This window comes from Thiomicrospira aerophila AL3 (genome assembly GCF_000227665.2).
Lineage (GTDB): Bacteria > Pseudomonadota > Gammaproteobacteria > Thiomicrospirales > Thiomicrospiraceae > Thiomicrospira > Thiomicrospira aerophila.
The window spans coordinates 462,038-477,345 of the sequence record NZ_CP007030.1; the positions used below are offsets into that span (position 1 = coordinate 462,038).

Here is a 15,308-nt window from a genome sequence, read left to right on the forward strand (position 1 = left end):
AAATTCACTTAACTCTCCTAAGGAGCTTTAAATTATGCTACGTCGTAAACTTTTAGCCGCTATGGGCTTTGCTGCTGCTACATTAACACTACAACCAGCTATCGCAGCTGTTGATCCAACCTTGCCAAATTATGAGCGTACCTCGGGTATTTCGGGTTCATTAAGCTCAGTGGGTTCTGATACCCTTAACAACCTAATGACTAAATGGGCTGAAGAATTCAACCGTTTGTACCCTAACGTAAACGTACAGATTCAAGGCGCGGGTTCTTCAACTGCACCGACTGCCTTGACTGAAGGTGTATCTCAGTTTGGTCCAATGAGCCGTGCGATGCGTGCTGGCGAAATCGCTGCTTTTGAAGCACGTTATGGTTATGCGCCAACAGAAATCGGTGTGGCCATTGATGCGTTAGCGGTATTTGTTCATAAGGATAACCCGATCGAAGGATTAACTTTGCCACAGGTTGATGCATTGTTCTCATCAACTCGTGCTTGTGGTGCGCGTCAAGATGCGACTTCTTGGGGTGATGTGGGTCTAACCGGTGAATGGGCGAATCGTCCAGTACAGCTTTACGGCCGTAACTCAGTATCAGGTACCTATGGTTACTTCAAAAATATCGCGCTTTGCCGTGGTGACTTCAAGAACTCTGTAAACGAACAGCCAGGTTCTGCTTCTGTAGTACAGGGTGTATCTGCCTCTATTAACGGTATTGGTTATTCAGGTGTTGGTTACCTAACCTCAAGCGTACGTTCAGTGCCTTTAGCGCGTGCTGAAGGTGAGCCTTTCTATGAGTCATCACCAGAAAACGCGGCAAACGGTAACTTCCCATTAGCACGTCTATTGTACGTTTATGTGAACAATCCACCTTCACAGGCTATGGAGCCAGCGGTTAAAGAATTTATGACTATGGTTCTTTCTCAGCAAGGTCAGCAGGTTGTACTAGATAGTGGTTATGTACCATTACCACGTTCAGCTGCAGAGCGCGAGTTACGTAAACTAGATTAATTTGTTGTGAAAACACAGATTAATTGATTTAAAAGCCCAGCCTTGTGCTGGGTTTTTTTATGCTTGAGGAGTTTTTAGCATGATTAATATTGAGCGCACCCTAGTGAGTCATTATCCGCAGTTGCTGGCGCAACCGGGCGCCAAATGGCTCATTAAACTACTGCGTGCCATTACCCACGAAGATGAAATTAATGAGTTTATTCAAGCTAATCAGCATCTGCGTGGGTTTCATTTTTTAGATAAGGTGCTTGAAACCTTTCAATTTGATTATCAAGTCGCCGCCAGCGAATTGAAACGCATTCCAGCCGAAGGACGGGTCATGATTGTGGCAAATCACCCCATAGGTTCCTTAGATGGCCTTGCTTTACTAAAGCTTGTGCGCTCGGTGCGACCCGATGTGCGCATTGTTGCCAATCAGTTGCTGAGTGAATTAGAGCCGATTCGCAGTTTATTTATCCCGATTGATAATATGTCAGGCAAGGTTTCGCAAAAACAACAATATAAAGCCATGAAACAGGCGTTAGAAGACGATCAAGCCTTGATTATCTTTCCAGCTGGTGAAGTGTCGCGTATTCGTCCGAATGGCGTGCGTGATGGGAAATGGAAAGCAGGTTTTTTACGTCTGGCTTTGAAAACCGACGCCCCCATTTTACCTATTCGAATTGAAGCACGTAATTCGGCCTTGTTTTACAGCCTATCAGCGATTTATAAGCCCCTCGGTACCGCAATGTTGATTGAGGAAATGTTTAAGCAAGAACAGCGCGGCTTAGTATTTCATGTTGGTAAGTTGATTTTGCCCAAAACGCTGGTTGCACTTGACCTAGATCAGGACTTATTGGCAGCGCGTTTTAGAAAGCATATATATCGTCTTGGTACGCCGAAGAAATTGCGTAAACCGCCATTGTTCGCAGAAGTGAATACCATTGCGCATCCTGTCGATGGCAAGGCGTTACGTAAAGCCTTACGAGCGGCAGAGTTGCTGGGTCAAACCTCCGATGGTAAACACATTTATCTTTATGACTTTCAAGAAAACTGTCCAGTGATGGACGAGATAGGTCGTTTAAGAGAACTGACCTTCCGCACCGTTGAAGAGGGCACCGGCCTACCCAGTGATATAGATGCGTATGACCGTTATTTTCGACATTTGGTGCTTTGGGATGACGAGGCGTTGGATATAGTCGGTGCCTATCGCATTGGTGAAGGCGCTAGGATTGTCGCTGAAAAGGGATTGGCTGGGTTTTATAGCGCCAGTTTATTTGAGCTAGACGAGCCGTTACTTCCCAAGCTGCAACAGGGCATAGAGCTGGGACGTAGCTTTGTGCAACCCAAATACTGGGGTATGCGCTCGCTTGATTATTTGTGGTATGGCATAGGCGCCTATTTAAAAGCGCATCCAGAGGTGCAGTATTTATTTGGTCCGGTCAGTTTAAGTGCGGCTTATCCAGAACCAGCCAAACAGAAAATTTTGAGCTTTTACTGGCAGCAGTTTGGCGCGAAATTACCGGGGGTACAAGGTCATACGCCTTATCTGCTGTCTGAATCAACCTTGACAGCGGCTCAGGCTGATTATGCCCAGGATTATGCGACATCCTTTAAGCGCTTAAATTATCAACTTGAACAAGACGGGGTAAAAGTACCGACGCTATATAAGCAATACACCGAGCTTTGTGAGCCTGGAGGTTGTGAGTTTCATGGGTTTAATTTAGATGCGGATTTTGGCGGCTGTGTAGATAGTTTTATTCTGGTGTCGCTGGACAAGGTGAAGCCCAAAAAACGACAGCGTTATTTGGGCTAGGGTTATTAAGCAATCAGGCGGGAGCGTTAAGTGCCGATGACCCCGCCGTCGGTTTTGGTAATCACCACCGTGGCTGATCTAGGCACACCATAGCCCATGGGCCAGCGTGAACTAAATTGATTGCGTTTAAACGCGTCAGCCGTGGTGGTTGCGCCCGGGTGCTGCACGTTGATAAAAAGCGTTTTGCCATCAGGTGTAGCGGTAATGCCGGTGATTTCTTGGCCAATTGGACCGACTAAGAACCGGCGTAAATCACCGCTAGCTGGATCGCAGGCTAACATTTGATTATTACCAAATTGGCTAAAATCACCCGTATTCAATACACGCTCACTCATATCGGTTTGAATCCACAAACGACCATCCTTATCAAACCATAGGCCATCTGGGGCATTAAACTGGTTGGTATCATTGAGCGGCACACCAGCAAACTCTGAATCACTTTGATCGCCTGCCAACAAAAAAATATCCCAGTTAAAGTGAGTTGGCAGGGTGGTGGATTCTTGCCAGCGGATGATATGACCATAAGGATTGCCTGCGCGCGGGTTGGCTGCATCTACCTGTTCGGCTTGGCGGCGGGTGTTATTGGTTAAGGTGAAATAAACCTCTCCAGAGTTTGGGTCAATCGCGCCCCATTCAGGGCGATCCATTTTAGTGGCGCCCATTAGATCAGCGGCTAAGCGCGTGTTGATTAATACATCGCCTTGGCTATCAAAGCCATTTTCAGCGGTTAAAGGTCCTTGTCCAAAGACTAATGGTAACCACTCACCTCGACCATCCTCATGGAATTTGGCTACATACAGCGTACCCTTGTCTAACAGGTTGGGCTGCGGCTTATTTTTGGAATAAGTGGTATCGCTTACATAACGATAAATATATTCAAAACGGGCATCATCGCCCATATAGCACTCGATCGGTTGACCCTCAATAGCGGGTCTAAAAATCACGCCTTCATGAGCAAAACGACCTAATGCAGTACGTTTAATCGGTGTGCTATGCGGGTCGAGTGGATCAATTTCAACCACCCAGCCAAATTGATTCGGTTCATTAACAAATTCATCGTCGGCTTTAAAACGCTGGAATAGGTCAGCATGAGTCGCAGAGCCTTTAGCGCGCTCCCAAGCATAACGTCCTGACGTTTCGCTGCGCACGCCGTAACGTTGTTGTTCACGTGGTTGACTGGTGGGGTTATAAAAATAACCCGCCCAGTTTTCTTCACAGGTTAAGTAGGTACCCCAAGGGGTTACGCCATGCGCGCAGTTATTAATTGTGCCGCGGGCTTGAGTACCCTCTGGACTAAATGGTGTGCGCATTTTTTCATGTCCACGCGCCGGACCGCTAATCTCCATCAGGGTGGTGGCATCGATGCGGCGATTGAGTGGACTGGTCGTTGGTAGCCATTCGCCTTGCTCATCACGTTTAATGTGCACGACAGTGACACCGTGCGCGGCCATTTCATCTAACACCTCTTTGGCGTCACGATGCCCTTCGGAATCAATGTACACCGCAGATGAGCTGAAGGTGCGTCCCTGATAACTGTTATGCAAAAAACGCGGCTCAATATATTCATGATTGAGCACGAGTAAGCCTTCACCATTGCCGCCATAGATGGGGAAAAAATGCATCCCATCATGATGACTGCCAATAGTAAGTTCTTGGTCAGGGTGGGGCAGACGCGAGCCAAAAGGCAAAATGACCTGGTATTGATAGCCCTCAGGTAAGATGATTTTATCGGCTTCACTGACCATGACAGGGTTAAACCCCAGTCGAGAAGCAGGCCTGCTGACGGTTGATGGCGTACTTTCATTTGCCAAAGCCGCTCCTTTAGGAAGGGTTAAAAACGCCAAGCCTAAGCTGCCGATTAAAAAGTCGCGGCGCTTGAGCTTGGGTGCTAACACCTGGTAAAACTCAGTGTTATTGCTGGTATTACACAAGCGCTCATCCGCGTCTTGGTGATCAATACGATGGTTAGTTAAGGTCATTACTTTCTCCTTAAGCAGCAGGAAGCTGCACCAAATTAGCCTTATTGGAAGCAGGTAAAGCGTGGCGCTTGGAAGGTTCAATCAATCTAAATTGACTGACCTTTTGTTCAAGACGCGTGACTTCATGAATAATGTTGGCTGAGGTGCTGGCAATTTGTTCAACCAAAGCAGCATTTTGCTGGGTGGTATGGTCAATAGCCGACAGCGCGTCATTAACCTCTTGAATGCCTTCATTTTGACGATTTAAGGCAGTATTCATTTTGCCAATTTTAGTGTTAATCTTCTGTACTCTTGCCAGGGTGTCAGCAAATATTTGTTGGGTTTGATGGCTGAGGGTCATGCCCTTACCAATTCGTTCAATATTCATGTTACTGGCTTGTCTAATTTGTTTGGAAACCTCAGCCGTACGTTGTGCTAGATTGCGTACCTCTGATGCCACCACTGCAAAGCCACGCCCAGCTTCACCGGCTCTGGCCGCTTCCACTGAGGCATTGAGTGCCAACAGATTGGTTTGGAAAGCGACTGAATCAATCGCGTCAGTCAAGGCACTGATATCATGGCTTGCTTCTTGAATAGCGGTCATCGCATTAACCATTTCACTGACTGTTGCCGAGCCTGTAGTAGAGGCCTGGAACATTTGTTCTGTGCTTTGCGAGACATCTTGCGCATCCGCCATAGTTTGGTTGACATCTACCACCATGTCGAGCATGCTTTGAGTGGTTTGTTGCAGTGCAGCAGCTTGTTTTTGGACACGATCATTGAGATCTTGATTGCCGCTACTAATCTCATGAATGCCGTGGGCGGCATGATCTGAGGCATCTCTTACTTCGGTCAGCATTTGGCTAATACTCTGTGCCATGCGCATCATGTGTTGGTTTAGCTCATGAAGCTTGCCATTGAATACAGCCTCAGACTGGTGGCTAAAATCCCCCTGACTAAATGCTTCAAGAGCCGCTGATTTAGCATCTAGTGCTTCCGCTAGGCGATCTAAAGATTCATTTAGATAGCGTTTTAGATTAGCCAGATCTCCAGGCATCTTGAGGGTAACACGTTGGCTAAAGTCACCTTCTCGCATTGCATGGGTCACATGACGAATATCTTCTATTGCTTGGTTTTGAATGTTCATCGCGTCTTTAATAGCTTGGGTGACGATTAAAAATCGACCTTGCTGATTTTGGCTGTCAATGCTGAGTTTATAGTCCCCACCAGCCAAGGCCTGCGCGGCGGTTTCGACTTGGTTCAAAGTTTGTTCGATATTGGCCAAGCTCGCGTTCATTTCTGTAGCTAGCTTGGCTAAATCACCGCGGTAATCCCCGCTCATGCGTTGCGAGGTTTGCCCCTGCGCTAAATTTTGGCTAACCTGAGTTATTTGGTTAAACGCATCGGTAACTTGGGTGAGCAGTGTCATCATCGCTTGTTGCATTTCGACCAACTCATTGCGACCGGTTAAGGATGACATGGTAGAAAAGTTGGACGTTTCGTTGAGATTTAACAGTTGTTTTTTAAGTTGATCAATTGGCGAAACAATCGAGCGACTAATCAGCAGATTGACTAACAATAAAACCAAAGCGGCTAAACTACTAATAATAACGAGTTGGTTAGCCATTGTGTCAGCCTCTTGTGCTTGCTGTTGCAAACTAGTGGTATTGGCTGCTTGCAACAATGCGCTAGTGGTGACCAAAATGTCGTTGCCCTGTCCTGAAAGTTCTGCCAACGAATGATTGTTTTGGACTTGGGTAATGAGCGTATCGCGGATATCACCAAAGGCATCAAAGTAATTGCCCCATGCTTCATCAAGCTGGCTAGCTAATTGGCGATTAAAAAAATCACCTCGTAATGCGTCTTGCACGCTTTGTACCAACGGACGTGCTGCAAAGCCAAGACCAATTTCATCAAATTGAGATTTGATTTCAGGGTTTTTTGCAGCAATCATTTCAGCGGTTAGTCGTTGAGAAAGTACCAAGCGCTCTCTTAAGCTAGCAAGAATACTGGCTAATTCAGCGTTGGCGGCTGTTTGATTATAGCGATTGAGTTCATCCAACGCGTTACGAAGACTTAAGCTAGACGCCTGAATACCAAAGTCCAAAGTCTGTAATATGCGTTGTTCCATAAACACACTAGAGTTGGTAGCGTTTTTTAGATTACGTAATATCCGGTCTAAACCATAAAGAGTGTTAATAAAATCAAGGTTTTCTTCGTTGTGGATATCAAGGATGAGTAAACTGCCTCCTTCGTCATAATCTAATTCAGCACCTAGCTCATTAAGCAGGCCTGCTAATGCGGCAATTTGTTCATCCACTTTAAGGTTGAAATTTTGTCCAGTGTTAGCATCGCCCGTTAAAGTGTAGGCGTTTGAAAGTTGTAGGGTTTCAATAAAGTTTTGATTAAAGAACCGCAAGGGTTCGCCAAGTTGTAGATCGGTTTGAATTAAACGCTCCGCTTCGCGAGCGCTAGTGTTAGCGGTTTGCCAACCAAGTAGCACCAGGGTTGCAAGTGCCAGAAAGATCATTGCTAAATTTAAAAATAAGCGTGTTTTAATGGTTAGGTTATTCAAAAATGCCATGGCTTAATCCTCAAAAATTTATGATCTAAACAGTAATAAATTTTTTATGCAGCTAGGTTATGTTTTTATGACGCTTCAGCGTCAAAAACTTGTCAAGCAAGCGTCATTAAACGGACATCTCGTTCGCGTAGCCTAAAAGTTTTATTTAATAGGAACGCGTATGGCACTGCTACAAAATTGGCCGCTTCAATCCGCGCAAGCGCAGCCACCTCGTTCGGCCGCTTGGCCGCGTAATTTGGTGTTACATCATCCAAAAACCCATCGCCAACTTCATCGTCCATTAGCTTTTATTACCGATATCCACGGTGATGCGCCAGCCTTAGTGCGCTCATTAATGGCCGGTGGCTTAGTGACGCCCCAGTCTTGCGTGGCCCATCTTGAATGGACGGAATCAGGCAAGCAGCGTCAATTAGTTTTAGGCGGTGATTGTTTTGATAAAGGCCCAAGCACACTGGTGTTGTTGCGACTGTTAAAGCAGATTTGGCAGGCTAAACCCGATTCAATTTGGTTGGTGGGCAATCATGATTTGCGTTTTATGTTGGGGATGCGCGCGCTCGAGCTAGACGCCCATCCGCTGCATAGTCATTTCTTCTCTCGAATGGGTAAAAAAGCCATAGGTTTGTTGGCAGAGATGCACGCAGAATGTCCGGCTGATTATCTCGTCACCCATCCTGCCTGTTGGGTTGATGCCTATTGGCCGCAAGCCTTTCGTCAGCAGGCGCAGTCGTTATTAGGCAAGCGATTAGTAAAAAAAGAAATTAAACAGTTGCACGCCAAGCAAGCCGATATGCAGCAGGCCTGCTTAAAGCGTTTTGATTCAGCACAGGCATTTAACCAGGCCTGCAGTTGGGCCGTGGCGCAATTTTTAGCGCCGGGTGGCGAGTTCTCGGATTTAATTGATACTTGGCAGTTGCATTGGGTGGCGGGGCCTTATTGGTTTTGTCATGCTGGAGTGAATGATGCCGCCATTGCCTTGTGGCAAGCGGGACAACGACAAAATTGTAATGCGTTAGAGCAGCAGTATCAGCAGGCCTGGCAAAGTGGCGATTTATTTAATTTGTACTATGGCCCGTTAGGGGCGTTGATGCGCACTAAATACCGCAAATATGACTGGCCGTTGACCGCGCAAGGCGCGCAACAGCTTAAAGCGGCGGGGATTATCGGCTTGGTAAATGGTCATCGTGATAGTGTGCAAGGGCAGCAGTTGTATGTGCGCCAAGGCTTGTGGAATTTTGATTGCGATACCCAAATGAATAGAAATTGTCGCGCACGTGATGGATTAGCTCATCCAGGGTGGGGCATAACCCTATTTGAAGCGTCGGGGGAGGTCGTGGCGTTAAGTAGCGATCATAGCGGCCGGCGCTGTTTTCAGTTGTAGAGCCAGTTTTAAATTAGTCTTGGCCAAATAGATCACGGGTATAGACTTTGTGTTGCACATCTTGCAGGTCGTCAACCAGGCGGTTGGCGATGATGACGTCGCTTTGCGCTTTGAAGTCGGCTAGGTCGCTGATGACTTTGGAGTGGAAGAAGTAAGTTTGGCCTTGTTCGGTTAAGACGGGTTCGTAAATGACCACTTCAATGCCTTTGGCTTTGATGCGTTTCATCACGCCTTGGATAGCACTGGCGCGGAAGTTGTCGCTGCCCTGCTTCATGACGAGGCGGTAGATGCCGACCTTGGGGGATTCAGGCTCCACTGCGTTAAGCGCTGACTTCGCTTGGGGCGAGATTGCCGCGTCGCTGTCGCTCCTCGCAATGACTTTTTTTGTTTCAGTCATCGCGAGGCCGGAGGCCGTGGCGATCTCCGATTGTTTTGCAATCGCATTTAGTTTCCTAATCACTTGGTCGGCGATAAAGTCTTTTCTTGTGGTGTTGGCATCGACAATTGCGGCAATCAGGTTCTGTGGTACGTCTTGGTAGTTGGCGAGCAGCTGCTTGGTATCTTTTGGCAGACAATAACCACCGTAGCCAAAACTCGGGTTGTTGTAGTGGTTGCCGATGCGTGGGTCTAAGCCGACCCCTTCAATCACTTGGCGCGTACTGAGGCCGTGGGTTTCGCAGTAGGTGTCGAGTTCGTTGAAGTAGGCCACACGCAACGCCAAATAGGTGTTGGAAAACAGTTTTATCGCTTCGGCTTCGGTGGAGTCGGTAAAGAGTACCGGAATGTCGTCTTTCGGTTTGGCCGCCCCTTCTAGTAGCAGGCCCGCAAAGACTTGCGCGCGTTCAGACTGTTCACCCATCACAATGCGAGATGGGTGTAGGTTATCACATAGTGCTTTGCCTTCACGGAGGAATTCTGGCGAGAAAATGATATTGTCGGTATTGAATTTTTGTTTGACGGACTGGGTGTAGCCGACCGGGATGGTGCTTTTGATAATCATGGTGGTGTTGGGATTAATCGCCAGCACATCATTTATAACCGCTTCAACCGACTTGGTATTAAAAGTATTGGTTTCGGTGTCGTAGTCGGTTGGGGTGGCGATAACGACGAATTCTGCGTCTTTATAAGCCTGTTGTTTATCCAAGGTTGCGGTTAGATCTAGCGGTTTATTAGCCAGAAAATATTCGATTTCCTCATCAACAATCGGTGAGCGCTTGGCGTTTAACAGGTCAATTTTTGCGGGCAGAATATCCAATGCCACGACTTGATGATGTTGCGCAAGTAATACCGCCAAAGATAAGCCTACATAGCCGGTACCGGCCACCGCGATTTTCATCTAAATCCCCTTGAATAATTTTATTACTCCATGCTAGAGTCGATTTGTAACGGGCAGATGATGGTTTTATAGCGGTTTTATGAAGAGGGGATGATAGTGGTGGGAACAGGGCTGGTGGCAAAAAAAAGACCGCCCGAGGGGGCGGCCAAAACGACTTCGCGAGGACCCAAAGTCGTGACTAACTAACGAAAAAGGAAAACACAGCTTTACGGCTTCAACGCAACTTAGAAGTTGTAGATTAAGCCTAAAGAGAACGCAGATACATCTTTACCATTAACTGTTGTGATACGGGTATCACGACCACCACCTACAGCAGAAAACTTGGCGTTATCTTGGTTGTTGGTCATAGCGTAAGCACCGTAAAGAGTTAAATCACGACCAAAGCGACGATCTAAGCCCACAGCAAACATATCTGCACCAGTTTTTTTGGTGTCGCTTTCATTGCTGGCATTATAGTACTGACCACGTACAACATAATCACCCATGCGGTATGAAGCACCTACACCAAATACATCGCGAGAGCCTATTTCATTATTAACAGTGCGATCGGCGTTGTAAGTTTTACGCTTGTTTGAGTTTTGGTAGAAAGCAGCCACTTTTAACTCTTTAGTAAAATCGTAAGTTAAACCCAAACGATACGCCACTGCATCATCATTTTGCTTAGTTGCTGTGTTAGATGCATAACCTTGACCTAAACTTTCTACTGCGGCTGACATACGTAAGCCATCTGCACGATAATTAAGTGCAGCACTAAATGCCTCACGACCATTGTCTAGGTTAGCATCGCGTCCACTACCGTTATCTTCATTAGTGGCTGAGTATTGAAGATCAAAATTAAAGCCATTGAAATTTGGTGTGGTATAGCCGATAGAGTTTTTGAAACGGTTGTCAAAGCTCAGGTTATCACCTGAAGTAATGTTACGCGCATCACCAATACGGTCACCGAACATGTCAGTGAAGCTACGGACTTTCTTTAGAGGCGTGTCAAAATAACCAATACGTACAGTACCGAAATCACCCTTTAAACCAGCAAATGTGTCACGCGAGCCAAATGTTCCACCCTCACCTTGATCGAAACGAATCATAGATTCAAGTTGCATGATTGCGGTTAAGCCTTCAGTCACTTCTTTTGAGCCTGAAATACGAAGACGCGAAGAGTTTGAAGATGCAGTTAAACCAGATCTTTTTGCATCTGCTGCACCTCTAGCGCCTGAAGCACCATTATCAATATGATCAACTGATACATGCGCGCGGCCAGAGATTTTCAATTCTGCTGACATGGCCGGAACCGTTGCAGCCGTTAAAGCGGCACCAATAGAGAGTGCTAAAAGTTTCTTTTTCATTTGGGTTGTCCTTGTAAAGTAAAAAAAGGTGTGCCAACAAACACAGGCAACACTTTACTGATCCCAAGGATTGTGTAGGTGACGCTTTGGTTAAACAAAATGAAGGTTAGGTTACGGGATTTTTACAAACTTGACGCTTGATATATGGCTAGGTGGGGTTAAGTGACGGAACGCAGGTGTGGCGCTACAGCGTCTGCCAATCCATTTGCACCAGGTTGCGTGCGTGCTTGTTAAACACTAGCCCCAGTTGGTGAACCTGTTTGCCTTCTTGCTGTTGGGCGAGGTATTGTTGCGCGTAGGCTTTGCTTTGGATTTGCGCTAGCGCGGGATTAGGCTGAGTCGGTTGATAGGCCTCGGTTTTATCCAGTTTAATTTCAGTCACATAAATATGCTCGCCGAGCATAATGGTCATGTCCGCTTGACCGTGGTTGTTAATGTCTTCTGGAATAATCACCGCGTTAATACTGGATAGCCAAGCAAACAGTACCGAGGCGTAATAGCCTTCGGCATCGGGCAGGTCGTTTTGAGTGAAATTGCGCCAAGGGATGCTCGCGAATAGCGATTCGATTTGTTGCTGGATCGCCGGGAAGTTGGCTTGCGTTAGCGCATTGTAAAGCGATTTTTGATAGCCAACTTGATCGAACTGTTGGCTATAACCCGCAAAGAATTGATTATTGAGTGCCAGCATAACTTCTTTATTCGGTATCCGCAGATGATAAATTTGCCCACCCCAAGCGGATTCTTCTACCTGATCAATTGTTAAATAGCCCGCTTGAAATAACAGGGTAATCGGATTGATGTGCTCAACATCAAATGAATCAAGAATTTCTTCACCAACTTCAATGTTGGCAAGGTCGGGTAAAAAATAGCGCTGTTGGCGAAATAACTTGAGTAGAAAACTCGGGTTGCCGGTTTCAAACCAGTAGTTGCGATAGGTGTGTTGATTGGAGATAAACAGCAGAATATCAAACGGGTTATAGACTGGCTCACCTAAGAACTGATAACCGTTGTACCAATCTTTGAGTTTAGCCCAATCAACGCCTTCAAGGTGATTGGCAAAGCTGGTTTCCAAATCCTGCTGGGTGTAACCACAGAGGGTCGCATAATTGGCATCCAGCGTAATGTCTTTAAGCTGGTTCATCCCGCTAAACAGGCTAACCTTGGAGAACTTGGTGACACCGGTCATAAACACGAATTGAATAAACGCATCTTGGCCTTTAAACACCGAATAGAGGTTTTTTAAGCCATCACGAATTGAGGCGGCCAGTTCCGGCTGGTCAATGTTGTCTAGAATCGGTTTGTCGTATTCATCGACCAATACCACCACTTGCTGTTGATAGTGTGCCGCTGCCATTTGAATTAGTTGCGCTAAACAACCTGCGGGGTCATGCAGTGAAAACTGATCACACATCAGGTTGAGCCGCTGCTGATTCTCTTTTAACAGGTTGTAAATTAGCTGGTCTAAATCCTCACGGGATTCAATCACGCCATTGGCGAAATTTAAATGAATAACCGGATAGGTTGTTGACCAATCCCATTTGTCTTCAATGTACAAGCCTTTAAACAAGGCTTGGTTGCCTTCAAACAGTTCCTTAAAGGTATCGAGCAGCAAACTTTTACCGAAACGCCGTGGCCGCGATAGAAAAAACCGCCCAGCACTGTTGACCATCTGATGCACCAGCGGGGTTTTGTCGATATAAACAAAATCACCTTCGCGGATTTTAGCGAAGGTTTGAATGCCAATTGGGAGCTTTTTCATAGGCTACTGCTGATTTCATCGTGATTAATATGACCATTATCTTAGCACAACTCAGCTTGCTGCCTATTACCCATGATTTCAACTTAATTAGGACAGTAGAAGACTAAATAACCCCAGGTTTAGTGGTAGCAATAACAAACTGGGTAGGCGTTTAAATTGCAGTAAAGCAAGATTGAGTAGCGCGACAGCGATAGCGGCAGGGCTGGTGAGGGTGTGCAGGGCGAGTGGATTAATAATCATCGCAGCCAGTAAGCCGACCAGTGCCACTAATACCAGTGGTTGCGCACGTTGCCACCAGGCCTGCTTAAATAGGTTTTGTCCCAAACTTAAGCTGATCCAAGCCAGTAATAACCCGGGTAAGAAAATCATCAAGGTGGCCACCAGTGCGCCAATGGGTCCATGGGTCAGTGCGCCTAAATAACTGGCAAAAGCAAACATAGGTCCCGGCATAAATTGCGCATAGGCATAGCCAGCTAAAAAGTCTTCGGCACTGATCCAACCGTTATTGACCCATTGAATTTGTAAAAAGGGCAGCACCACTTGACCTCCGCCCATTACGAACAGGCCGGCATGATAGACCGCACTGCTGATTGCCCAAAGATTGGGGGAGGCATCGCTATTGAATAACCATGCCAGCAAGGGAAGCAGTAGAGCTAAGCCGAGTGTGCCACCCAGTAACCACCAGGCCTGCTGACGACTTGGACGATGCGGGATATGCTGCGTGGTTTCGGGCGCGGTTGCGGCAGGCGATGGATTGAGCGTTTGCGCTGAAGCCGTTTGGGCTCGCCGAGATGCTAACCATGGCCGCAATTGCGCCAATAAGGTTAACATAACCAGCCATACTAGCAGGCCTGCTAGACTGTTTTGCCAGACTAGCCAACCAGTGCTGACCAAGGCCAGTGCCCAGAGTAGTAGTGTAGTACAAAACTTTTGCGCCATGTGCCAGGTCGCTTGGGTCACTAGTGCCAAGGCAAACACCAGTAAACTGGTTAAAATAATTGGTTGCCAATGGGCGGGCAGCGCGGTGAGATTGTAGTAGGCCAGCGTCAGCATGAGGAGCGCAGTGGGCCAGGTAAAGCCAATGAAAGCGGCGATGCCACCGGCTAATCCGCCGCGATGGACGCCAATTAAAAAACCCAGTTGTGAACTCGCGGGACCGGGAAGGAGTTGGCTGATTAATAGATAGTGACCAAAGTCTTGTTCAGATAACCAGGCCTGGCGATTAACTAACTGGCGTTGAAACAGGGCGATGTGCGCAGGTGGCCCGCCAAAAGCTTGCCAACCTAGCCGGGTAAATTGCCAAAAAATACTAATGAACGTTGTGAAGCGGGAGGGCGCAACAGGGTGGTTCATCGTCTATCCTTTATGAGTAGGCCTGCTGCGCCATGTTTTGCTATAGAAATTAGAAAGGCTTAGCAATCACAGCAATTCTATTTCGACATCACCTACGGGAATCACGCTGCAGGTTAAAATATGGCCTTGTTCGGGTTCATAGATGGGGTCTTGAATCAACTCGACTTCGCCGGAAATTAATTTGACTTCGCAAGCGCCACAGTTGCCGCCACGACACGAATAGGGCATATCAAATCCTTGTTCGTCAAGGGCTTCTAAAAGTGAAAATTCGCCGTTAAATTCGGCGGTTCCTTGACCGATGACTGTAATGGTGGCCATGCTGACTCCTCTTGCGTTTTGAAAATAAAATCGTATTCTAGCAAAAATAACTCAGCCGCAACGCCCAACACCTAATCGATAAATAAGGAAATCCTGTGAGTATAGCTGAACAGATTGAAGCCAAGATTAAACAAAATTTACCTATTTATGACATGCAGCTGCACAATGATAGCCATTTGCACGCCGGGCCAGCGACGGAATCGCATTTTAAACTGGTGTTGGTGAGTGAGGCATTTAACGGCTTGAGCCGTGTCAAACGCCATCAGGCGGTCTATCAGGTGCTCGGCGACTTGATGTCGCAATTTCATGCACTGGCCTTGCACACCTATACGTTAGATGAATGGCAGGCACGACAAACCGAATTACCAGCGTCAACCCCCTGCGCACATGGCTAATCCTAAGACGCCTCATTAAGCTGAGCGGATTTGACAAGTCGCTAGCCGGCATGGTTGAATAGACATGACTGTAAAGCTCCGGTATG

General features: G+C 46.9%; 11 protein-coding genes. 4 read left to right on the forward strand and 7 right to left on the reverse strand.

Translation table 11 applies throughout. The features are described 5' to 3' along the window. Positions 1-34: 34 nt before the first annotated feature. Complete coding sequence (locus tag THIAE_RS02215; protein ID WP_006459872.1) at positions 35-1,003, forward strand: PstS family phosphate ABC transporter substrate-binding protein; 969 nt, start codon at positions 35-37, stop codon at positions 1,001-1,003. A gap of 79 nt (positions 1,004-1,082) precedes the next feature. Continuing rightward, a complete protein-coding gene (locus THIAE_RS02220) occupies positions 1,083-2,798 on the forward strand; it encodes a GNAT family N-acyltransferase (protein WP_006459873.1) in 1,716 nt (571 codons plus the stop codon). Positions 2,799-2,824: 26 nt separating this feature from the next. Here THIAE_RS02220 and THIAE_RS02225 read toward each other — a convergent pair whose 3' ends face one another. Both THIAE_RS02225 and THIAE_RS02230 read right to left on the reverse strand, forming a co-directional pair. Continuing rightward, a complete protein-coding gene (locus THIAE_RS02225; RefSeq protein ID WP_006459874.1) occupies positions 2,825-4,777 on the reverse strand; it encodes a PhoX family protein in 1,953 nt (650 codons plus the stop codon). Between the two features lie 10 nt (positions 4,778-4,787). After that, the gene (locus tag THIAE_RS02230) at positions 4,788-7,340 is read right to left on the reverse strand and encodes a methyl-accepting chemotaxis protein (protein WP_006459875.1); all 2,553 of its coding nucleotides are present in this window, start codon (positions 7,338-7,340) and stop codon (positions 4,788-4,790) included. A 160-nt stretch (positions 7,341-7,500) separates the two neighbouring features. Between THIAE_RS02230 and THIAE_RS02235 the strand changes: the two genes are divergently transcribed. After that, a complete protein-coding gene (locus tag THIAE_RS02235) occupies positions 7,501-8,718 on the forward strand; it encodes a metallophosphoesterase (protein WP_006459876.1) in 1,218 nt (405 codons plus the stop codon). A gap of 13 nt (positions 8,719-8,731) precedes the next feature. Here THIAE_RS02235 and THIAE_RS02240 read toward each other — a convergent pair whose 3' ends face one another. From THIAE_RS02240 to THIAE_RS02260, 5 genes are all read right to left on the reverse strand, one after another. Then, positions 8,732-10,054 carry a nucleotide sugar dehydrogenase gene (locus THIAE_RS02240; protein ID WP_006459877.1) on the reverse strand — a complete coding sequence of 441 codons (1,323 nt, stop codon included), beginning with the start codon at positions 10,052-10,054 and terminating at the stop codon, positions 8,732-8,734. 224 nt (positions 10,055-10,278) lie between these two features. Continuing rightward, the gene (locus tag THIAE_RS02245) at positions 10,279-11,397 is read right to left on the reverse strand and encodes a porin (protein WP_006459878.1); all 1,119 of its coding nucleotides are present in this window, start codon (positions 11,395-11,397) and stop codon (positions 10,279-10,281) included. Positions 11,398-11,581: 184 nt separating this feature from the next. Beyond that, positions 11,582-13,156: an ATP-binding protein gene (locus tag THIAE_RS02250; protein WP_006459879.1), complete on the reverse strand. Its 1,575-nt coding sequence runs from the start codon at positions 13,154-13,156 to the stop codon at positions 11,582-11,584. A gap of 87 nt (positions 13,157-13,243) precedes the next feature. After that, positions 13,244-14,509: a chromate efflux transporter gene (gene chrA / locus THIAE_RS02255; RefSeq protein ID WP_006459880.1), complete on the reverse strand. Its 1,266-nt coding sequence runs from the start codon at positions 14,507-14,509 to the stop codon at positions 13,244-13,246. 66 nt (positions 14,510-14,575) lie between these two features. Next, positions 14,576-14,827, reverse strand: coding sequence for a 2Fe-2S iron-sulfur cluster-binding protein (locus tag THIAE_RS02260; RefSeq protein WP_006459881.1), 252 nt, complete (start codon positions 14,825-14,827; stop codon positions 14,576-14,578). A 95-nt stretch (positions 14,828-14,922) separates the two neighbouring features. Between THIAE_RS02260 and THIAE_RS02265 the strand changes: the two genes are divergently transcribed. Beyond that, on the forward strand, positions 14,923-15,222 hold the full coding sequence (locus THIAE_RS02265) for a BolA family protein (RefSeq protein ID WP_006459882.1): 300 nt from the start codon (positions 14,923-14,925) through the stop codon (positions 15,220-15,222). The last annotated feature ends 86 nt before the right edge of the window (positions 15,223-15,308 follow it).